This window comes from Streptomyces sp. NPDC060194 (assembly GCF_042728285.1).
Taxonomy (GTDB): domain Bacteria; phylum Actinomycetota; class Actinomycetes; order Streptomycetales; family Streptomycetaceae; genus Streptomyces.
Window position 1 is genome coordinate 1 of the sequence record NZ_JBHWZH010000058.1, and the last position, 18,469, is coordinate 18,469.

General features: G+C 73.9%; 19 protein-coding genes and 1 tRNA gene. 10 read left to right on the forward strand and 10 right to left on the reverse strand.

Annotated features, from left to right (window positions below; all coding sequences use genetic code 11):
- Nucleotides 1–25 precede the first annotated feature (25 nt).
- The 3 genes from ACFWEG_RS15220 to ACFWEG_RS15230 all read right to left on the reverse strand — a co-directional run bounded on the left by ACFWEG_RS15220 (nucleotide 26) and on the right by ACFWEG_RS15230 (nucleotide 2,647).
- The gene (locus ACFWEG_RS15220; protein WP_387214507.1) at nucleotides 26–748 is read right to left on the reverse strand and encodes a chaplin; all 723 of its coding nucleotides are present in this window, start codon (nucleotides 746–748) and stop codon (nucleotides 26–28) included.
- Nucleotides 749–923: 175 nt separating this feature from the next.
- Complete coding sequence (gene chpH, locus ACFWEG_RS15225) at nucleotides 924–1,157, reverse strand: chaplin ChpH (protein WP_387214510.1); 234 nt, start codon at nucleotides 1,155–1,157, stop codon at nucleotides 924–926.
- Between the two features lie 149 nt (nucleotides 1,158–1,306).
- Nucleotides 1,307–2,647, reverse strand: coding sequence for a M20/M25/M40 family metallo-hydrolase (locus ACFWEG_RS15230; RefSeq protein ID WP_387214513.1), 1,341 nt, complete (start codon nucleotides 2,645–2,647; stop codon nucleotides 1,307–1,309).
- A 215-nt stretch (nucleotides 2,648–2,862) separates the two neighbouring features.
- On the opposite strand from ACFWEG_RS15230, the gene ACFWEG_RS15235 reads away from it, so the two are divergent.
- The 3 genes from ACFWEG_RS15235 (at nucleotide 2,863) to ACFWEG_RS15245 (ending at nucleotide 4,045) form a co-directional block, all read left to right on the forward strand.
- Nucleotides 2,863–2,950: transfer RNA gene (locus tag ACFWEG_RS15235), tRNA-Leu, on the forward strand.
- 70 nt (nucleotides 2,951–3,020) lie between these two features.
- The gene (locus ACFWEG_RS15240; RefSeq protein WP_387214516.1) at nucleotides 3,021–3,446 is read left to right on the forward strand and encodes a YchJ family protein; all 426 of its coding nucleotides are present in this window, start codon (nucleotides 3,021–3,023) and stop codon (nucleotides 3,444–3,446) included.
- 59 nt (nucleotides 3,447–3,505) lie between these two features.
- Nucleotides 3,506–4,045 carry a gluconokinase gene (locus tag ACFWEG_RS15245; protein WP_387214519.1) on the forward strand — a complete coding sequence of 180 codons (540 nt, stop codon included), beginning with the start codon at nucleotides 3,506–3,508 and terminating at the stop codon, nucleotides 4,043–4,045.
- Here the strand turns inward: ACFWEG_RS15245 and ACFWEG_RS15250 are convergent, their stop codons facing one another.
- Together ACFWEG_RS15250 and ACFWEG_RS15255 are read right to left on the reverse strand one after the other, a co-directional pair.
- Nucleotides 4,046–4,780, reverse strand: a complete 735-nt coding sequence (locus tag ACFWEG_RS15250; RefSeq protein ID WP_387214522.1) for a cytochrome b/b6 domain-containing protein — start codon at nucleotides 4,778–4,780, stop codon at nucleotides 4,046–4,048.
- Nucleotides 4,764–5,429 carry a molybdopterin-dependent oxidoreductase gene (locus tag ACFWEG_RS15255; RefSeq protein ID WP_387214613.1) on the reverse strand — a complete coding sequence of 222 codons (666 nt, stop codon included), beginning with the start codon at nucleotides 5,427–5,429 and terminating at the stop codon, nucleotides 4,764–4,766. The genes ACFWEG_RS15250 and ACFWEG_RS15255 overlap by 17 nt, the downstream gene beginning before the upstream one ends.
- A 131-nt stretch (nucleotides 5,430–5,560) precedes the next feature.
- Between ACFWEG_RS15255 and ACFWEG_RS15260 the strand changes: the two genes are divergently transcribed.
- On the forward strand, nucleotides 5,561–6,010 hold the full coding sequence (locus ACFWEG_RS15260; RefSeq protein ID WP_387214525.1) for an ASCH domain-containing protein: 450 nt from the start codon (nucleotides 5,561–5,563) through the stop codon (nucleotides 6,008–6,010).
- A gap of 112 nt (nucleotides 6,011–6,122) precedes the next feature.
- Here the strand turns inward: ACFWEG_RS15260 and ACFWEG_RS15265 are convergent, their stop codons facing one another.
- Nucleotides 6,123–7,784 (reverse strand): FAD-binding dehydrogenase, encoded by a 1,662-nt coding sequence (locus ACFWEG_RS15265; protein WP_387214528.1) that lies wholly within the window; start codon nucleotides 7,782–7,784, stop codon nucleotides 6,123–6,125.
- A 97-nt stretch (nucleotides 7,785–7,881) separates the two neighbouring features.
- Here ACFWEG_RS15265 and ACFWEG_RS15270 point away from each other — a divergent pair, with 97 nt between their 5' ends.
- From ACFWEG_RS15270 to ACFWEG_RS15280, 3 genes are read left to right on the forward strand one after another with little or no spacing between them, the layout of a single operon-like run.
- Nucleotides 7,882–8,433, forward strand: coding sequence for an NUDIX domain-containing protein (locus ACFWEG_RS15270; RefSeq protein WP_387214531.1), 552 nt, complete (start codon nucleotides 7,882–7,884; stop codon nucleotides 8,431–8,433).
- A 55-nt stretch (nucleotides 8,434–8,488) separates the two neighbouring features.
- Complete coding sequence (locus ACFWEG_RS15275) at nucleotides 8,489–8,881, forward strand: YidH family protein (RefSeq protein WP_387214534.1); 393 nt, start codon at nucleotides 8,489–8,491, stop codon at nucleotides 8,879–8,881.
- Complete coding sequence (locus tag ACFWEG_RS15280; RefSeq protein WP_387214537.1) at nucleotides 8,878–9,213, forward strand: DUF202 domain-containing protein; 336 nt, start codon at nucleotides 8,878–8,880, stop codon at nucleotides 9,211–9,213. Before ACFWEG_RS15275 ends, ACFWEG_RS15280 begins: the two co-directional genes overlap by 4 nt.
- Nucleotides 9,214–9,275: 62 nt before the next feature.
- On the opposite strand, the gene ACFWEG_RS15285 is transcribed toward ACFWEG_RS15280, so the two are convergent.
- Nucleotides 9,276–10,205, reverse strand: a complete 930-nt coding sequence (locus ACFWEG_RS15285) for an NADP-dependent oxidoreductase (RefSeq protein WP_387214540.1) — start codon at nucleotides 10,203–10,205, stop codon at nucleotides 9,276–9,278.
- 146 nt (nucleotides 10,206–10,351) lie between these two features.
- On the opposite strand from ACFWEG_RS15285, the gene ACFWEG_RS15290 reads away from it, so the two are divergent.
- Both ACFWEG_RS15290 and ACFWEG_RS15295 read left to right on the forward strand, forming a co-directional pair.
- Nucleotides 10,352–11,359, forward strand: coding sequence for a phosphotransferase family protein (locus tag ACFWEG_RS15290; RefSeq protein ID WP_387214543.1), 1,008 nt, complete (start codon nucleotides 10,352–10,354; stop codon nucleotides 11,357–11,359).
- Nucleotides 11,360–11,365: 6 nt separating this feature from the next.
- Nucleotides 11,366–12,583, forward strand: coding sequence for an acyl-CoA dehydrogenase family protein (locus ACFWEG_RS15295; protein ID WP_387214546.1), 1,218 nt, complete (start codon nucleotides 11,366–11,368; stop codon nucleotides 12,581–12,583).
- A 19-nt stretch (nucleotides 12,584–12,602) separates the two neighbouring features.
- Here the strand turns inward: ACFWEG_RS15295 and ACFWEG_RS15300 are convergent, their stop codons facing one another.
- Both ACFWEG_RS15300 and ACFWEG_RS15305 read right to left on the reverse strand, forming a co-directional pair.
- Nucleotides 12,603–13,196, reverse strand: coding sequence for a TetR/AcrR family transcriptional regulator (locus ACFWEG_RS15300; RefSeq protein WP_387214549.1), 594 nt, complete (start codon nucleotides 13,194–13,196; stop codon nucleotides 12,603–12,605).
- Nucleotides 13,197–13,312: 116 nt separating this feature from the next.
- Nucleotides 13,313–14,122, reverse strand: a complete 810-nt coding sequence (locus ACFWEG_RS15305; RefSeq protein ID WP_387214552.1) for an SDR family oxidoreductase — start codon at nucleotides 14,120–14,122, stop codon at nucleotides 13,313–13,315.
- Nucleotides 14,123–14,291: 169 nt separating this feature from the next.
- Between ACFWEG_RS15305 and ACFWEG_RS15310 the strand changes: the two genes are divergently transcribed.
- The gene (locus ACFWEG_RS15310) at nucleotides 14,292–15,596 is read left to right on the forward strand and encodes a serine-threonine protein kinase (protein WP_387214555.1); all 1,305 of its coding nucleotides are present in this window, start codon (nucleotides 14,292–14,294) and stop codon (nucleotides 15,594–15,596) included.
- Between the two features lie 42 nt (nucleotides 15,597–15,638).
- Here the strand turns inward: ACFWEG_RS15310 and ACFWEG_RS15315 are convergent, their stop codons facing one another.
- The gene (locus ACFWEG_RS15315; protein WP_387214558.1) at nucleotides 15,639–18,464 is read right to left on the reverse strand and encodes a penicillin acylase family protein; all 2,826 of its coding nucleotides are present in this window, start codon (nucleotides 18,462–18,464) and stop codon (nucleotides 15,639–15,641) included.
- Nucleotides 18,465–18,469 lie beyond the last annotated feature (5 nt).

Here is an 18,469-nt window from a genome sequence, read left to right on the forward strand (position 1 = left end):
CCTTCACGTGCTGCCGTCGGGCGGCTCAGGCCTTCGCACGCGCCCGGCGGTAGAGGATCCCGCCGGCGACGAGCAGGCCCGCGCTCGCCGGCAGCACGATGCCGAGGGGGGTCTCGGCGCCCGTCGCGGCCAGCTCGACCTCGGTGGGCGGGGTGACGCTCTGGGTCCGCGGCCCGGGCGCGGCCGGCTCGGCCGGCGTGCCGGGGGTCTCCGGGGTGGCCGGCGTGCCGGGGGTGCCCGGGGTGGTCGGCTCCTCGGGCGTCTCGGGGACGACGGGCTCGCCCGGCTCGCCGGGCGGCGCCTCGACCGCGCGGTTCCCGCAGTCGTTGCCGGTGGCCGGGTTGAGCAGGCCGACGACGTCGACGCTGTTCCCGCAGACGTTCACGGGGATGTCGACGGGGACCTGGACCTGGTTCCCGGAGCCGACGCCGGGCGAGTTCGTGCTCGACCCCTCGGCGGTGGCCCCGGTGCCGGAACCGCCGCCGTAGCCCTCCTCCTTCGGGGCGGAGGCGTTGGCACAGCTGTTGCCGGCGGCCGGGTTGAGGAGGCCGACGACGTTGACGGTGTTGCCGCAGAGGTTGACCGGGACGTGCACCGGGACCTGCACGTTGTTGCCGGAGAGCACTCCGGGGGACTGTGCGGTGTCCCCGGTCGCCCCCGAGTCGGCGTGGGCCTGGCCGCCGAACGCGGCCAGCATCCCGCCCGCCGCCGCCACGGTGAGCACGCCCTTCTTCGCAACCTGTCGCATGGTTCGTTTCCTGACTTCTACCTACCGGACGCGTACGCGCTTCGTTGCCCGCACGCGGAGTGCGCGCGGCTCCCGGCCCCGGAGAAGCGGGGGCGGAAGCCGGAAGGCCCCGGAGCGCATGGCGCGCACTCCGGGGCCGTTGGAACGTCAGGCCCTGACGGGCGGGCGCTCGACGTCAGTCGTTGACGCAGACGTTGCCGAAGGCCGGGTTCAGCAGGCCGATCACGGAAACGGTGTTGCCACACACGTTGACCGGGATGTGGACCGGAACCTGGACGACGTTGCCGGAGAGGACGCCCGGGGAGTGCGTGGCCGCACCCTGGGCACCGGAGTCGGCGACGGCCATGCCGGCGCCCGCGAGAACGAGACCGCCGGTGGCGGCCGCGACGGCGGCAACCTTCTTGATCATGGTATTTCCTCCTCGTTGGTATGCGGTCCCAGCCTCGGACCGCACCCCCTGTAACGAGGAGGGGTGGGCGGGGCTACGGCCACCCCGCCCTTTCACCCGTTCCGGTCGGCTCGCACAGCCGCGCGAATGCGCAGGCGGCGCGGGGTGCCTCAGCTGGCGTCGAGGAACCGGTCGAGGACCCGGACGCCGAACTTCAGGCCGTCGACCGGCACCCGCTCGTCCACCCCGTGGAACATGCCGGCGAAGTCCAGCTCGGGCGGCAGCTGGAGGGGGGCGAAGCCGAAGCAGCGGATGCCGAGGTCGGCGAAGTGCTTGGCGTCGGTGCCGCCCGAGAGCATGTACGGGATGGCGCGGGCGATCGGGTCCTCGGCGCGCAGCGCGAGCTGCATGGCCTCGACGAGCTTGCCGTCGAAGGTGGTCTCCAGGGCCTTGTCGCGGTGGGAGCGCGACGCGTCGCGCGTGACCCGGGGGCCGAGGATGCGGTCGACCTCGGCGTGGAACTCGTCCTCGTACCCGGGCAGGAAGCGGCCGTCGACGTGGGCGGAGGCCTGGCCGGGGATGACGTTGACCTTGTAGCCGGCGTCGAGCATGGTCGGGGCGGCGGAGTTCCGCAGGGTGGCGCCGATCATCTTGGCGATGCCGCCGAGCTTGGCGAGCGTCTCGTCCATGTCGTCGGCGTCCAGCTCGACGCCGAGGGCGTCGGAGAGCTCGTCGAGGAAGGACCGCACGGTCGGGGTGACCCTGACGGGCCACTGGTGGCGGCCGAGGCGGGCGACGGCCTCGCAGAGCTCGGTGATGGCGTTGTCGGTGTTGGTCATGGAGCCGTGGCCGGCGGTGCCGTCCACGGTCAGCCGCATCCAGTGCATGCCCTTCTCGGCCGTCTCGACGAGGTAGAGGCGCAGGTCGTCGTTGACGGTGAAGGAGAAGCCGCCGACCTCGCCGATGGCCTCGGTGACGCCCTCGAAGAGGTCGGGACGGGTGTCGACCAGGTGGCGGGCGCCCCAGGTGCCGCCGGCCTCCTCGTCGGCGAGGAAGGCGAGCACGATGTCGCGCGGGGGCTTGCGGCCGCTGCGCATCCGCTCGCGGATCACCGCGAGCGTCATGGCGTCCATGTCCTTCATGTCGACGGCGCCGCGCCCCCAGACGCAGCCGTCGGCGATCTCGCCGGAGAACGGGTCGTGGGTCCAGTCCGCCGCGTTGGCGGGGACGACGTCGGTGTGCCCGTGGATCAGCAGGCCCGGCCTGGAGCGGTCCTCGCCCTCGATCCGGGCGACGAGAGAGGCCCGGCCGGGGTGCGACTCGAAGATCTCGGACTCGACGCCGACCTCGGCGAGCTTCTCGGCGATGTACTCCGCGGCCTTCCGCTCGCCGGGCCCGGAGTGGTCACCGTAGTTGCTGGTGTCGATCCGGATCAGGTCCCGGCAGAGGTCGACGACCTCGTCCTCGCCGGTGACGGCCGTGGACCCGGTGGCGTGCTTCGACTCGCTCACGCTGATTCCTCCGCTGCTGCTGTCGCTGCTGGTGGTCCGCCCGAGGGGGGCGGGATCCCCATCCTCGCGCGCCCGCCCCGCGGACCCAAGGCCCACCCCGACGCGCCCCGGAGGCGAACCGAGCCCCGAAGGAACAGCCCGTGATCGAGCACCCCTGGAGGTTTGCTATTGTTTTCTCTGTCGCCACGGCCGAGAGGCCCGGCGGAAGACACCTTGTCCGGGTGGCGGAATGGCAGACGCGCTAGCTTGAGGTGCTAGTGTCCTTTATCGGACGTGGGGGTTCAAGTCCCCCCTCGGACACCACTGAAAACCCCAGTCGACCTGGGGTTTTTCTGTTTCTCCGGCACCTGCGCGCCCGGGGCAGAATGGCCGCATGCCGAAGCGCCGCGCCACCCGTGTCCCCGCCCCGCCCGCACCACCCGCCACCTGCCCGTGCGGGCTGCCCGCCGCGTACGGCGACTGCTGTGGGCGGTTCCACCGCGGGGAGGCCGCCGCACCGACCGCCGAGCTGCTGATGCGCTCGCGGTACGCCGCGTTCGCGGTCGGCGACGAGGCGTACCTGCTGCGTAGCTGGCACCCCGACACCCGCCCCGCCGAGCTGGGGCTCGATGCGGGCATGCGCTGGACGGGCCTGGAGATCCTCGCGACGGAGGCCGGGACGGCGTTCCACGCGGCGGGCCGGGTCGAGTTCCGCGCCCGGTACACGGACGGCGGCCGCCCCGGTGAGCTGCGCGAGCGCAGCCGCTTCACGCGGGTCGACGGGGCCTGGGTGTACGTCGACGGGGATGTCGAGGACTGAGCGGGTAGGCGGTCGGCAGCGTGCGCCGGTGGGGCGCCGCGGAGCCGAGGGGATCGCGGATGTCGGAGTTCGAGGGGAACGCGCCGGGGGCCGACGGCACGGCGCGGGTCGTGGTCGTCATGGGCGTGAGCGGGACGGGCAAGACCACCATCGGCCGGCTGGTCGCGGAGAAGCTCGGGGTGGAGTACGCCGACGCCGACGACTTCCACCCGCCGGCCAACATCGCCAAGATGTCCGGCGGCACCCCTTTGGACGACACCGACCGGGCGCCCTGGCTGGACGCGATCGGCCGGTGGGCGGCCGAGCGGTCGGGCCGCGGCGCGGTGGTGAGCTGCTCGGCGCTGAAGCGCGCGTACCGCGACCGGCTGCGGTCGCACGCGCCGGACATCGTCCTGCTCCACCTCACCGGTGACCGGCGACTGATCACCGAGCGGCAGGCGGAGCGCAAGGGGCACTTCATGCCGCGCTCGCTGATCGACTCCCAGTTCGCGACGCTGGAGGCGCCGGGGCCCGACGAGCGGGTGGTGACGGTGGACGTGGCCCCGGAGCCGGAGCAGGTCGCGGCGACGGCGGTCGATCTGCTCAGGGCGCCGGAGTAGTCAGCGGGGGCCGGTGTCCGAGGGGGCGTCGGCCCCGGGGCCGCTCCCCCGGTACGGCACGTCCTCCGGACGCGGGTCGGGCCGCGCCTCGTCCGCCCGCGCCTCGTCCGGCCGCCACAGCGGGTGCTCGACGGCCGCCCAGGCGGGGTCGACGCTGCCCGTGCGCATGCCGCGCCGCGCCTCGGGGTCGGCGAACGCCTTCGCGATGTGGCCGGCGACCACGATGCCGACGGCGAGCGCGAGCCAGTCGTGCACGAAGGTCGCCGCCGTCCGCCAGACCAGCGGGGTGATCCCGGTGGACCACATCATCAGGCCGGTGCCGAGGAGCACGAGGACGGCCCCGGCGATCCAGGCCGCGTACACCTTCTGCCCGGCGTTGAACTTGTCCGCCGGGCGGGAGGCGTGCCGGCGGTCGCGGCGCAGGGCCGCGCGCAGCCAGCGCCGGTCGTGGGGGCCGAAGCGGTTGAGCCGGCCGAGGTCGGCGCGCAGCGCGCGGGAGGCGAGGCCGAGCAGCAGCGGCACGGGGATCAGCAGTCCCGACCAGATGTGGACGTCGACGACCAGGCCGCGCCGGCCGACGAGTTCGGCGAGCTGGGGCACGTACAGGCAGGCCGCCGTGGCGACGCAGGTGAGGGTGAACCAGGCGGTGGCGCGGTGGACCCAGCGCTGGGCGGGGCCGAACCGGCGTACGCGCGCGGGCTGTCCGGACGGGGCGGGTTCAGACGGTGGGGGCATCGTCACGTCCGTTCGAGCGGCCGACCCAGGCGTCGACGTCGTAGCCGCGCTCCTCCCAGTAGCCCGGCCGGACGTCGCGGGTCAGGGTGATGCCGGAGAGCCACTTCGCCGACTTGTAGAAGTACATCGGGGCGACGTAGAGGCGGGCGGGGCCGCCGTGGGTGTGGCTGAGGGGTTCGTCGCGCATGCGCAGGGCGACCATGACGTCGTCGCGGCGGGCCTGGTCGAGGGTGAGGCTCTCGCTGTAGGCGCCGTCGAAGCAGGTGAAGCGGATGGCCCCGGCCTCGGGTCGGACGCCGGCCGCGTCAAGGAGCCGGGAGAGGGTGACGCCCTCGAAGGGCGTCACGGGGACCCGCCAGCCGGTGACGCACTGGACGTCGCGGACGATCCTGGTCTGCGGGAGCGCCCTCAGCTCGTCCAGGGTGTACGTGCCGGGGGTGTCGACGAGGCCGTCGACGGTGAGCCGGTAGGTCGCGTCGTTCTTCTTCGGGACGGACGGGACGACGGAGTAGTAGCGGAACCCGCCGCCGTTGGGCAGCAGTCCGGTCAGGCCCGTCGGGTCCTTGTCCGCGGCGGCGCCGAGGGCCTTCTCCGTGGCGCGCTGGAGGACGGGCGCGGCGGCGACCCCGGCGGCGCCGAGACCGAGCATGCCGAGGACGATGCGGCGACCCACCGGTTTCCCGGGTGTCGGTAGGCGTTCTGCGTTCACATGTCGATTCGACACCCGTTGCCGCCGGAAAGCCAGGCGCGATCCCTTACGGTCCTCTTACGCTCGGGCCCATGACTCGCGAACCGCTCAAGCCGTATCTGCTCGCCTTCCCGGGACCGCTGCGCGACCGGCTGGTGGAGGCCGTGCTCACCGGCCGGAAGGTGTCGACGACCGGGCTGCTCGCGGAGTTCGAGGCGGAGGACGAGGAGCTGCCGCCGGTGGGCGAGCGTTCGGCGCTGATCGACTCCGACGGGCGCGAGGTGGCGGTCGTGGAGGTGACGGAGGTGCGGGTGCTGCGGCTCGGGGAGGTGGATCTCCAGCACGCGCTGGACGAGGGCGAGGGGCACACCTCCGTCGCCGAGTGGCGGGAGGCGCACGAGCGTTTCTGGAACGGCGAGGAGATGCGGGAGGCGCTCGGCGACGAGGACTTCGCGGTGGATGACGACACGAAGGTGGTCGCGGAGCGGTTCCGGGTGGTGGAGCGGCTCGACGCAGGTGCGCGGGCCGGGGACGGGGCGTAGCCCTCGGCCGACCGGCCGCCCCGCCGGACGACGGCCGACAGCCCTCCCCGCCGGCCGATCGCCCCGCCCCCGTCGGGACCGGCCCGCTTCCGCCGGGACCGGCCCGCTTCCGTCAGCCGATCGCCTTCGCCGCCGCCCGGCCCGCCGTGCGGCCGGAGAAGAGGCAGCCGCCGAGGAAGGTGCCCTCCAGCGAGCGGTATCCGTGCACCCCTCCCCCGCCGAAGCCGGCGGCCTCGCCGGCCGCGTAGACGCCGGGCAGCGGGGTGCCCTCGGCGGTGAGCACGCGGGAGGAGAGGTCGGTCTCCAGGCCGCCGAGGGACTTGCGGGTGAGGATGTGCAGCCGGACCGCGATGAGAGGGCCGGCGGCCGGGTCGAGGATGCGGTGCGGGGCGGCGGTGCGGATCAGCTTGTCGCCGAGGTAGGCGCGCGCCCCGCGGATCGCCATGACCTGGGAGTCCTTGCTGAAGCGGTTGGTGATCTCCCGGTCGCGGGCGACGATCTCCCGGCGCAGGGCGGCCTCGTCGATCAGCGGCTCCTCGGTGAGCTTGTTCATGCCGCGGACGAGGGCGGCGAGGTCCTTCTCGACGACGAAGTCCGCGCCGTGGTCCATGAACGCCCTGACCGGGCCGGGGACGTCGGCGCGGGCGCGGGTGAGGACGTCCCGGACGGACTTGCCGGTCAGGTCGGGGTTCTGCTCGGAGCCGGAGAGCGCGAACTCCTTGCCGATGATCCGCTGGTCGAGGACGAACCAGGTGTGGTCGTACCCGGTGCGCTGGATGTGCTCCAGGGTGCCGAGGGTGTCGAAGCCGGGGAAGAGCGGGACGGGGAGCCGCTTGCCGCGGGCGTCGAACCAGAGGGAGGAGGGCCCGGGCAGGATGCGGATGCCGTGCCGCGCCCAGATCGGGTTCCAGTTCTGGATGCCCTCGGTGTAGTGCCACATCCGGTCGCGGTTGATGTGGCGGGCGCCGGCCTCCTCGGCGATGCCGAGCATCAGGCCGTCGACGTGCGCGGGGACGCCGGAGAGCATGTGCGCGGGCGGGGTGCCGAGCCGGGCGGGCCACTGGGCGCGGACGAGGTCGTGGTTGCCGCCGATGCCGCCGGAGGTCACGATCACGGCCTGGGCGCGCAGCTCGAACGCGCCGGTCGCCTCGCGGCTGCTGGCCTCGCCGCGTGCGACGGTGCTGGGTTCGAGGATCTCGCCGGTGACGGTGTCGACGGCGCCGGCCGAGCGGGCGAGGCCGGTCACCCGGTGCCGGAAGCGGAGCTTCACCAGGCCGCGGGCGACGCCCTCGCGGACCCGGCGCTCGAAGGGGGCGACCAGGCCGGGCCCGGTGCCCCAGGTGATGTGGAAGCGGGGGACGGAGTTGCCGTGCCCGGTGGCACCGTAGCCGCCGCGCTCGGCCCAGCCGACGACGGGGAAGAACCGTACGCCCTGGGCGTGCAGCCAGGCGCGCTTCTCACCGGCGGCGAAGTCGACGTACGCCTCGGCCCAGCGGCGGGGCCAGCGGTCCTCGTCCTCGCGGTCGAAGCCGGCGGTGCCGAGCCAGTCCTGGAGGGCGAGGTCGCGGTGGTCCTTGATCCGCATCCGGCGCTGCTCGGGCGAGTCGACGAAGAAGAGGCCGCCGAAGGACCAGTGGGCCTGGCCGCCGAAGGACTGCTCGGGCTCCTGGTCGAGGAGGATCACCGAGCGCCCGGCGTCGACGAGTTCGGCGGTGGCGGCGAGGCCGGCGAGGCCCGCGCCGATGACGATCGCGTCGGCGTCGTAGGTCGTCATGGCGGAGTCCTCCCGGGACGCGGACGGTACGGGTTCGATCTTCTGTACGGACGGGTAACCCGTCAACCGCCTGGAGGGGGCTGGTTGAATCGACCGCATGAGTGCGGCGGAGGAGATCCTGGACGTGGTCGACGCGCGCGACCGGGTCGTCGGGCAGGCCACCAGGGGTGAGGTGTACGCGCGCAAGCTGCGCCACCGGTGCGCGTTCGTGCTGGTCAGGGACGGACAGGACCGCATCTTCGTGCATCGCAGGACGGCGGCGAAGCTGGTGTACCCCTCGCACTACGACATGTTCGTGGGCGGGGTGCTCGGCGCCGGTGAGGGGTACGCCGAGGCGGCGCTGCGGGAGGCGGAGGAGGAGTTGGGCGTGCGCGGGCTGCCGCAACCGACGCCGCTGTTCACCTTCCTCTACGAGGGAGCCGACGGGCAGTCGTGGTGGAGCCACGTGGCCGAGGTGCGCTGCGTGCTGCCGGTGCGGCCGCAGGCGGAGGAGGTGGCCTGGCACGCGTTCCTCACCGAGGCGGAGCTCGTGGAGCGGCTGGCGGCGGACGGCCCCGGGGAGTGGCAGTGGGTTCCGGACGGCGGGGAGGCGTGGCGGCGGTTGACGGCGCACCGGGCGGGGCCGGAGTCGGGTCCGGGGGCGGGCTGAGCCGGGTGGGGGTGCGCGGCGGGCGGGCCGGTTGGCCCGCGGTTAGGGTTCCGGCGTGATCGACTTCGTGCACAGCCTGCGCCTGTGGTTCGCTCCGGAGCGGATCAAGGACGAGGGCGAGACCCCCGACTACCGCTTCTCGCTCGCCAACGAGCGGACCTTCCTGGCGTGGATCCGGACCGCGTTCGCGCTGATCGGCGGCGGGTTCGCGGTGGACCAGTTCCTGCCGGACCTGCGCTGGGCGTGGCGGGTCGGGCTCGCGCTGGCGCTGATCGTGGTCGGCGGTCTGTGCGCGCTGCGGGCGGTGCACCACTGGATCCGCTGCGAGCGGGCGATGCGGCGCGGGGAGGACCTGCCGGCGACCGGGTTCCCGGTGGTCCTGGGCCTGGTCGTGGCGGTGGTGGCGGTGGCGATGGTCGTGGTCGTCCTCGCCGGGTGGGCGGGGTGAGCGGGGGGCGCGCCCCCGGCGCCGCGGTGGTGCGCGATCCGGGGCTGCAGCCCGAGCGGACCCGGCTCGCGTGGCGGCGCACCACCCTGGCCTGCACGGTCGCGGTGGTCCTCGCGGCGAAGCAGGGGCTGATGCACGACGCGGGGGCGCTGACGGAACCGGCGGCGGCCGGCCTGAGCGTGGTGGCGTGGCTGGTGTTCCTGGCCGTCGCGCACCGCCGGATGCGGATGCTGAGCACGGCGCGCCCCCGTCCGATGGGGGCGCGGACTGCCCGGGCGGCCGCGGGGTGCGCGCTGGCGCTGGCGGTGTTCGGCGCGTTCAGCCTGCTCTGAGCGGCGCGCGCGGACGCCCCGGCCGCGTCGGGAGGGGGACGGGCCGGGGCGCTCGGGCCGGTTCAGCCGCCGACGGTGACCACGATCTTGCCGCGGGTGCGGTTCTCCTCGCCCACGCGGTGCGCCTCGGCCGTCTCCGCCAGCGGGAAGGTCCGGTCGACGTTGACGGTGAGGACGCCCAGTTCGGCGAGGTCGGTGAGCGCCGCCAGGTCGGCGGGGTCGGGGCGGACGAAGACGTAGGACCCGCCAAGCTGCAGGACCTCGGGGTCGGCGATGGACGCCAGCCGACCTCCGTCCGCGAGCAGGTCGACGGAGGCCTGGAGGGTGTCGCCGCCGACGCTGTCGAAGACGGCGTCGACGCCGCCGACCGCGAGTTCGCGCACCCGGTCCGCGAGGCCCTCGCCGTAGGTGACGGGCTCGGCGCCCAGGCCGCGGAGGTAGTCGTGGTTGCGCTCGCTCGCGGTGCCGATGACGCGGGCGCCGAAGTGGCTCGCGATCTGCACGGCCATGGAGCCGACGCCGCCCGCCGCCGCGTGGACGAGGACGGTCTCGCCGCCGCGGACCTTCAGGGCGCGGGTGAGGCCCTGGTAGGCGGTGAGGCCGGCCAGCGGGATGCCGGCAGCCTCCTCGAAGGACAGGTTGCGCGGCTTGCGGGCGAGGGTGCGGACGGGGGCGGCGACGTACTCGGCGAAGGTGCCGTCGGAGAGGAAGTCCTCGCGCACGTAGCCGATGACCTCGTCGCCCGCCTGGAACTCGGTGACGGCGGGCCCGGCCCGCTCCACGACGCCGGCGACGTCCCAGCCGGGGACGACGGGGAACACCGTCCGCAGGGCGCCGTCGAGGTAGCCGGCGCGGCACTTCCAGTCGACGGGGTTGACCGCGGCCGCTCGTACCCTGACGAGCACGGAGTCGGGTCCGACCTTGGGGTCGGGGACGTCGCCGTACTCGAGGACCTCGGGGCCGCCGTATGCGCGGTAGCTGATCGCCTTCATGCGTCCGACCCTCCGGGTTCGGCGGCCGGGACGCAAGTGGGCGGGCCGGTGGGGGCGGTCGGTGGCCCGGCGGGCAGGGGCAGTGATCCGCTTCACCTTCGGCCCGGCCCCTGGACGGCATACCGACTGGTCGGCATCATTGCCGTATGACGATCTCACCCCCGCCCGGCCTCGATCTCGACCGGCTGCGCGACCGCCTCGGATCCGGCCCGCTCACGGCGCGGCTGATCGAGGGCGGCCGCTCGAACCTCACCTACGACGTCGCCGAGGCCGACGGCGGCGGCCGGTGGGTCGTCCGGCGGCCCCCTCTCGGGCACGTGCTGGCAACCGCGCACGACATGAGGCGCGAGCACCGGGTGATCAGCGCCCTGCACGGCACGGACGTGCCGGTGCCGCGGACGGTGCTGCTGTGCGAGGACGAGGCGGTGATCGGGGCGCCGTTCTACGTCATGGAGTTCGTCGAGGGCACCCCCTACCGGACGGCGGACGAGCTGGCCGCGATCGGCCCGGAGCGGACCCGGGCGGCGTGCCTGGGCCTGGTGGACACGCTGGTCGCGCTGCACGCGGTGGACCCCGAGGCGGTGGGCCTCGGCGACTTCGGGCGGCCCGAGGGGTTCCTCGACCGGCAGTTGCGGCGCTGGGGCAAGCAGCTCGACGCCTCGCGCAACCGGGAGCTGGCCGGTATCGACGAGCTGCACGCGGCGCTCGGGCGCGCGCTGCCGGCGCCTCAGGCTCCGGCCGTGATCCACGGCGACTACCGGCTGGACAACGTGCTGATCGGGCCGGACGACCGGATCAGGGCCGTTCTGGACTGGGAGATGTCCACGCTCGGCGACCCGCTGACCGACCTCGGGCTGCTCGTCATGTACAGCCGCCGGATCGACCTGCCCGACTCGCCGATCAGCACCACGGGCGCGGCGCCCGGCCACCCGGACCCGGCGGAGCTCGTCGAGCGGTACGCGACGCTGTCCGGTCGGGACGTGGGCGCGATCGCCTGGTACACGGCGTTCGCCTGGTTCAAGCTCGCCGTGATCCTGGAGGGCATCCACTACCGCTTCACGCTCGGGCAGACCGTCGGCGCGGGCTTCGACCGCATCGGGGATCTGGTGCCGGTCTTCATCGAGCACGGCCTCACCACCCTTCAGGAGGGCTGATCAGCCATGGACTTCGCCTACGACGCCCGTACCGAGGAACTGCGCGGGAAGCTGCTCGCGTTCATGGACGAGCACGTCTACCCGGCCGAGCGGACGGCCGAGGAGCAGCGGGCGCGGCTGGACTCGCCGTGGGACACCCCGGCGGTGGTGCACGAGTTGAAGGCCGAGGCGCGGCGGCAAGGGCTCTGGAATCTGTTCTTGCCCGACGCGGAGTACGGGGCCGGGCTCACCAACCTCCAGTACGCGCCGCTCGCGGAGATCACCGGCCGCTCCCCCCAACTCGCCCCGACCGCGCTGAACTGCGCCGCGCCCGACACCGGCAACATGGAGCTGCTCGCCCAGTTCGCCACCGAGCAGCAGCGCAAGCAGTGGCTGGAGCCGCTGCTCGCGGGCGAGATCCGCTCGGCGTTCGCGATGACGGAGCCCGAGGTGGCGTCGTCGGACGCGACGAACATCGAGACGCGGATCGAGCGGGACGGTGACGAGTACGTCGTCTCGGGCCGCAAGTGGTACATCTCCGGGGCGATGAACCCCGACTGCCGGATCTTCATCGTGATGGGCAAGACCGACCCGTCCGGTGCGGACGTGCGGCGCCAGCAGTCGATGATCCTGGTGCCGCGGGACACGCCCGGGGTCGACGTGCGGCGGGCGATGACCGTCTACGGCTACGAGGACCACTACCACGGCGGGCACGCGGAGGTCGTCTTCGACCGGGTGCGGGTGCCGGCGTCGAACCTCGTCGGCGAGGAGGGCGGCGGGTTCGCGATCGCGCAGGCGCGGCTCGGGCCGGGGCGGATCCACCACTGCATGCGGCTGATCGGGATGGCCGAGCGGGCGATCGAGCTGATGTGCCGGCGGGCGGTGGCGCGGACGGCGTTCGGGAAGCCGTTGGCCGCACAGGGCGTGGTGCAGGAGTGGATCGCGGACGCGCGGGTGACGGTGGAGCAGCTGCGGCTGCTCGTCCTCAAGACGGCGTGGCTGATGGACACGGTGGGCAACCGCGGGGCGCACACCGAGATCCAGGCGATCAAGATCGCGACGCCGCGGGCGGTCGTCGACATCATCGACAGCGCGGTGCAGTTGTACGGGGCGGGAGGCGTCAGCCAGGACACGCCGCTGGCCGAGCTGTGGGCGGCGGCGCGGACGCTGCGGCTCGCGGACGGGCCGGACGAGGTCCACCAGCGGTCGCTCGCCCGGCGCGAGCTGAAGCGGTACGCGCAGTAGCGCCCGTGGGCGCTGCGGACTACGGCCGCAGCGCCCTCAGCAGCAGGTCCGCCAGGTGGTCGGCCACCTGCTGGCCCGTCAGGGAGCCGCCCGGGCGGTACCACGTCGACAGGTGGTGCACCGAGCCGAAGTGGTAGTCGACGACGAGGTCCGCGGGGGTGGCCGCGGAGAAGACACCGGTGCGCTGGCCCTCCTCGACGAGCGCGCGGAAGCGTTCGTGGTAGCGGCGGCGCTCCGCGCGGACCTGCTTCAGCTTCTCGGGGCTGAGCTGGTGCATGGAGCGGAAGAAGATCGCCGCGTCGTCGAGGTTGTCGATGGTGGTGACGACGACGTCGGCCGCCGCGGCCCGCAGGCGCTGCTCGATCGGCGCGTCGGAGTCGGCGAAGGCGTCGAGGCGGTCCTGTTGGAGCCGCAGGACGCGGGCGTAGACCTCGTGGAGGAGGTCCTCCTTCGAGCCGAAGTAGTGGTAGAGCGCGCCCTTGGTGACGCCGGCCGCCTCGACGATCTCCTGGACGGAGGTGCGGTCGTAGCCGCGTTCGGCGAAGAGCCGGGTGGCGGCGGCGAGGAGCCGCTGGGGGACGGGCGTGCCGTCCCCGTCCGTCGTTCTGGCCATGGGGGCCGTCACCCGCTTTCCGTGCGTGTCCGTGTCCGATCCCGTCGGCGGGAACGCCGTTCCCGCCCGAGGATCTTCCCATCCGCCCCTGCGCGCGGCGCGGGCAGGGACCGCGGTCAGGTGCCCGCCTGCTCCCACTTCTGCTGGAGCCGGTTCATCTGCCCGAGCCACCGGTCGGGGTCGGCCGCCCGGGCCCGGTAGTAGTCGGCGACCTCGGGGTGCGGGAGGATCAGGAAGCGGTCCTCGGCGATGCCCTCGAAGAGCGCGTCGGCGACGTCCTCGGGCTCGATCGCGGTGGGGGCGAGGACCAGCTCGCCGGCGGTGCCGGACGCGTCGAGCATCGCGGTGCGCACCCCCTGCGGGCAGATCGCGTGGACCCGCACGCCCCGGTGGCGGTAGGTGAGGGAGAGCCACTCGGCGAAGGCGAGCGCGCCGTGCTTGGTGACGCTGTAGGGCGCGGCGCCGATCATCGTGAGCAGGCCGGCGGCCGACACCGTCGAGACGAAGCGGCCGCCGCCGCGCTCCAGCCAGTGCGGGAGCAGCGCCTGCGCGGCGCGGACGTGGGCCATCACGTTGACGTCCCAGGCCAGCGCCCAGTCCGCCACCGGGTCGAGGCCGCCGGCCCCCGTCACCCCGGCGTTGGCGCACCAGGTGTCGATGGTGCCGCCGAGCGCGGCGCGGGCCTCCTCGACGATCGCGGAGGCGTCGCCGGGCACGGCGGTGCCGCCGATCTCGGCGGCGACGGCGGCGGCGCGGTCGGCGTCGAGGTCGTTGACGACGACCCGCGCGCCCTCGGCCGCGAAGCGGCGGGCGAGCGCGGCCCCGATGCCTCCGCCCGCGCCGGTGACGACCACGTGGCCGCCCCGGACAGGCGCCGCGGCGGCCGGCGGGGTCTCGGGGCGCGCGGACGCGTCGGGCTGCACCATCGGAACTCCCTCGTCTCGACCACCTGTCCGGGCAGACTAACCGGTCGGTATGGAGGAGTGGAAGAGCCGGGCCCGGCGGGGCCCGCGAGGAGACTTCCGTACGGGAACGGGGGTAGCCGTACCTCGCCGGATCGGGTCCCGGCCGGGGCCCGCGCGAGGGGGAGGACGCATGATGGCGGCGGAGTCGGGTGGCGCACCGCGCTGGGAGCTCACGTTCGACGTCCACGGGGCACCGGACGCCGACGGGCTCGCACGCCTGACCGCACAGGCGGCGGGCGGGGTCACGGACCTGGTCGTGTTCGCGCACGCGTGGAACACCGACGAGGCGCTCGCGCGGGCGCTCGACGCGCGCTTCTTCGACCTCTTCGCCGAGCGGACGCCGGGCCTGGGCTTCGTAGGGGTGCGCTGGCCGTCGATGCGGTTCGCGGACGAACCCCTGCCGGGGACGGACGCGGCCGGCGGCGGCCCGGCCCTCGACGAGGCGAGCGCGCGGGCGCTGCACGCGTGCTTCCCCGACGATCCCGAGCCGGTGGCGGAGCTGATCCGACTCCTCGCCGAACAGCCGCCCGTGCAGGGTGAGTTCGACGCCTTCGGGGTCGCGGTGCGCAAGCTCGCCGACCTGCCGCTGGAGAGCGATCACGCGGTGCTCGCCGCCGACACCCAGGACGAGCTGGTCCCGCAGAGCGACCCCGCCATGCTCTTCGACGACACGGCGGCGGTCTGCCGCGGCTTCCTGGAGGCGCTGGAGGAGACCGGCGCGTGCGAGCCGTCCCGGCCGGGCCTCGGGTCGGGAGCGGACGACGAGGACCTGTCCGGCCTGTGGCACGGGGCGCGGGAGCTGCTGCGGCAGGCGGTCGCCTACGCGGTGAAGCGGCGGGCGGGGGTGGTGGGCCAGCAGGGGCTGGGGCCCGCACTGGCCGCCCTCGCCCAGGCGTCACCGGGGACCCGCGTCCACCTGGTCGGCCACGGCATCGGGGCGCGGCTCGCCGGCTTCGCCCTGCGCGGGCTGCCCGACGAGGTCGACACCGTCGCCTCGGTCACCCTGCTCCAGGGCGTGCTCTCGCACTTCGCGTTCTCCTCGAACCTGCCGCACGACTCCCGCGGCAAGGGGATGCTGCACCAGCAGTACATGAAGGTGCGCGGCCCGGTGGTGTGCTGCTACTCCGCGCACGACACCTCGCTGGAGGTCTTCTACCCGCTGGCCTCGCGGATGTCCGGCGAGTGGGACGGGCTGCTCGGCGTCGCCCACAAATGGGGCGCGCTCGGCTTCGACGGCATCCACGGCGTCGAGGGGACGGTCCGCTGCACCCTGCCGGAGGCCCTCCAGGGGAAGATGCCGAGTCACGGGTGCGTGAACGTGGACGTGGCAGAGGTGGTGCGGGACGGCGGCCCGCCGATGGGCGCGCACCACGACGTGTTCCACCCGGAACTGGCGCGGCTGGTGCTCCGGGCGGCGGGCCTGCCGGAGGCGTGACCGGGCCGGGCGCGCCGGTGGGCGCGCCCGGCCGGTGGGCCGTCAGCGCCGCGAGGGGAACTCCGCGACGAGCTGGTACGTCGGCCGGTTCTGCCACTGGATCGGGCCGTGGGTGATGCCGCCGAGCGCCCGGTGGATGATCGCGTCCGCGCACCACTGGTCGCCCGCAGCGCAGTTCGCGTCGCCGGGGTAGACCTCGGAGGCCGGTTTCGCGGCGGCCTGCGCGAGGGCGCCGACCAGGGCCGCACGGCAGGCGGACAGCTCGCCGCCGCCGCAGAAGGCCCGGCCGAGGCCGCCGCGGACCGGGTCGCCGAGGACCGTCCGCAGGTCCTTGTCGACATAGCTCCACCAGCCGTACTGGAACGCGGAGCCCGCGTGCCCGCCGGTGGGGCCCTGACTGGCCGACGGCGGTTCGTCGACGGCGAGGCGGCCGGTCAGGGCGGTCCACAGGTCCGCCCCGAGGCCGGGCTGGAACTCCGCCTTCACCAGGAGCGGCCACCAGGCGTCCATGAGCCGGATCGCGTCGGCGTGGGCGTAGGTCCTGGAGCCGGGGGCGGTCCGGTTGCGGGGGGCGCCCGCCGCGAGCCAGTCCGCCAACTGGTCGATCGCCCGGCCGAGTTCCGGTGTCTCGGCGGGTGCGGACCGCAGCACCCGCAGCAGCTCGGGGAGCACCTGCTCGCCGCGCAGGTCGGTGACGGCCGCGGAGGCCATGGCGCGGGTGAGGGAGGCGCGGGTGACGCCGCCCTGCTCCACGAGCCGCCGCACCCGGTCGTCGAGGAGGTCGCCGCGGTGGACGGAGCCGTTGCCGAAGCCGGCCGAGTCGTAGCGTGCGGCCTGCTTGTTGTTCCAGGAGACGTAGTAGTCCTGGTTGACGGACTGCGGGTGCTCCGCGGGCGGGGTGAGGGCGGCGGTGTTCGCCGTCGGGTCGAAGTCCCGCCATTCGTAAGCCGGTTGCGCGAGGACCGGGAAGGTGGCGTCGACCCCCTCGGCGCGGACCGGGTTGTCGCCGCTGTTGTAGTAGGCGATGTCACGGGAGTCGGCGTAGAACCAGTTGAAGGCGTACCCGATGCGCTGGGCGGCCTGCCGGAACGTGGCGGCGTCCTTGACGAAGGTCGGGTCGTTGAGCATCTGGAAGCCGACGATGGAGTCGGCCTCGTGCCGGTAGGTGGAGCGCAGCGAGGTGTACGCGAACGGCTTGCCGTCGATCCTCGCGCGATGGGTGACGATGCCGTACTTCGTGCGCCAGACCTGGAGCCGGTAGGAGCCGGCGGCCGTGGAGTCGGCGAGGGTGGGCTTCCAGGCGTTGCGCTTCTCCAGCTTCTCCATCGGGGTGCAGACGCCCCGGTAGAGGTAGTGGTGGTCGTCCTGGCAGAGCTCGACGGCGTAGGTGTCGGTGATGTCCTGCCCGGCGGAGGTGGCCGACCAGGCGTAGTCCTGGCCGCGGCCGAGCTGGATGTACATGCCGATGCCGGCGAAGGAGACGCCGCGGGCGCTGATGCCGGGGCCCTGGAGCTCCTGCAGCATCAGCAGCTGCGGGGCGAAGTAGCCGGTCTGCGGGCCGAAGACGGCGACGGGGTTGCCGCTCGCGGTGTGCCTGCCGGCGACGAGGAGCGCGTTCGACATGCCCTTCTTCGCGCCGAAGAGGTCCGCGGGCAGGACGCCGTCGTCGTGGATCCCCTGGAGCGGGCGGAGCCTCTTCGGGGCGGCGACCGGGGCCTTGGCGCCGGTGACGGCGGAGCCGGTGCGGTCGAGGACCAGCGGCTCGGGGACGACGGTGCCGGGGTCGGGCATGGCGGCGCCGCGCGGGTTCGCGGGCTTCACGGCGTACGGGAAGGCCGTGCCGTCGTGCACGGTCAGGACGGCCTCGGGGTCGTCACGCTCGCGGAACCCCTCCCAGACCTCGGTGCCCTTCTCGACCCCGTACCTCTCCTGGGCCCGCATCAGGGACAGCGCGTTCTGGACCTCGCCGCCGCCCCCGCCGCCGAAGAGGCCGCCGACCACGGAGGCGAGCGCGATCATGTCGGTGAGCCTGAACGGCTTGATCTCACCGGCGTTGGTGAGGGCGTCGACCTTGCCGGTGAGGACGTACTCGCCGGGGAAGACCCGCCATGCCTTGGCGTGCGTCCGCCAGGCGTTGAGGCCGTCGATGTACGCCTGGGCGTCGGCCAGCGCCTGCCGTCCGCGCTCCCCGTTCGTCGCCGCGATCCGGTCGACCTGGGCCTGGAGATCGGCCTCGGTGTAGGGGGCCTGGGGCCAGAACTGCTGTTCCAGGCCCTGGTTGGCGAGCGCCCCGCCGGCGAACGAGGTGAGCTCCCCGCGGCCGATGTGGCGGAACAGGTCGATCAGCCACAGCCGGTCCTGCCCGGCCGCCCAGCCTGCGCCGAAGCCGGTCCCGTAGCGGGTGGTCCCCTTGATGTGCGGGACGCCGAACTTCTTGTCCCGGGTGATCGTCACGTCCGGGCGGGGGCGGCTGACGGAGGCGGTCTGACCGGCGGGCACCCCGAAAGACGCGTCTGCGAAGAAATCGCCCAGTGTGGTGTCGGTGAGGGCGGGGTAGCCGGATGCCAGAGCGTCGTACGGGCCCAACTGATCGTCGCTGTGGACCGGTTTCGTACCCAGGAGCCGGTGGGCGAGGATCTCGGCCAGGGTCGCGCTGCCGTTCGTGCCCGGCGGCAGGATGTCGGCGCACTGCCGGCCGCAGTGGTCGGGGACGGCGGGCGCCGCGGCGGCCCGGGCAGCCGGGGCCGCGGTGGCGACCGGTGGCGGCGCGACCAGGCCGGCGGTCAGGGCGAGGGCGGCGGTGGCGGTGAGCACGAGGGAAGTGACTCTTGACCTGCTGGAGACGGGATGTGGGGTGCGGCGTCGCATTCCTG

Bases quoted from the DNA above. Each gene is read 5' to 3' on its own strand.
- ACFWEG_RS15220 (WP_387214507.1), bottom strand. From the start codon at position 748: ATGCGACAGGTTGCGAAGAAGGGCGTGCTCACCGTGGCGGCGGCGGGC.
- ACFWEG_RS15305 (WP_387214552.1), bottom strand. From the start codon at position 14,122: ATGGTGCAGCCCGACGCGTCCGCGCGCCCCGAGACCCCGCCGGCCGCC.
- ACFWEG_RS15260 (WP_387214525.1), top strand. From the start codon at position 5,561: ATGACTCGCGAACCGCTCAAGCCGTATCTGCTCGCCTTCCCGGGACCG.
- ACFWEG_RS15240 (WP_387214516.1), top strand. From the start codon at position 3,021: ATGCCGAAGCGCCGCGCCACCCGTGTCCCCGCCCCGCCCGCACCACCC.
- ACFWEG_RS15295 (WP_387214546.1), top strand. From the start codon at position 11,366: ATGGACTTCGCCTACGACGCCCGTACCGAGGAACTGCGCGGGAAGCTG.
- ACFWEG_RS15300 (WP_387214549.1), bottom strand. From the start codon at position 13,196: ATGGCCAGAACGACGGACGGGGACGGCACGCCCGTCCCCCAGCGGCTC.
- ACFWEG_RS15290 (WP_387214543.1), top strand. From the start codon at position 10,352: ATGACGATCTCACCCCCGCCCGGCCTCGATCTCGACCGGCTGCGCGAC.
- chpH (WP_387214510.1), bottom strand. From the start codon at position 1,157: ATGATCAAGAAGGTTGCCGCCGTCGCGGCCGCCACCGGCGGTCTCGTT.
- ACFWEG_RS15265 (WP_387214528.1), bottom strand. From the start codon at position 7,784: ATGACGACCTACGACGCCGACGCGATCGTCATCGGCGCGGGCCTCGCC.
- ACFWEG_RS15315 (WP_387214558.1), bottom strand. From the start codon at position 18,464: ATGCGACGCCGCACCCCACATCCCGTCTCCAGCAGGTCAAGAGTCACT.
- ACFWEG_RS15250 (WP_387214522.1), bottom strand. From the start codon at position 4,780: ATGCCCCCACCGTCTGAACCCGCCCCGTCCGGACAGCCCGCGCGCGTA.
- ACFWEG_RS15245 (WP_387214519.1), top strand. From the start codon at position 3,506: ATGTCGGAGTTCGAGGGGAACGCGCCGGGGGCCGACGGCACGGCGCGG.
- ACFWEG_RS15270 (WP_387214531.1), top strand. From the start codon at position 7,882: ATGAGTGCGGCGGAGGAGATCCTGGACGTGGTCGACGCGCGCGACCGG.
- ACFWEG_RS15285 (WP_387214540.1), bottom strand. From the start codon at position 10,205: ATGAAGGCGATCAGCTACCGCGCATACGGCGGCCCCGAGGTCCTCGAG.
- ACFWEG_RS15255 (WP_387214613.1), bottom strand. From the start codon at position 5,429: ATGCTCGGTCTCGGCGCCGCCGGGGTCGCCGCCGCGCCCGTCCTCCAG.
- ACFWEG_RS15310 (WP_387214555.1), top strand. From the start codon at position 14,292: ATGATGGCGGCGGAGTCGGGTGGCGCACCGCGCTGGGAGCTCACGTTC.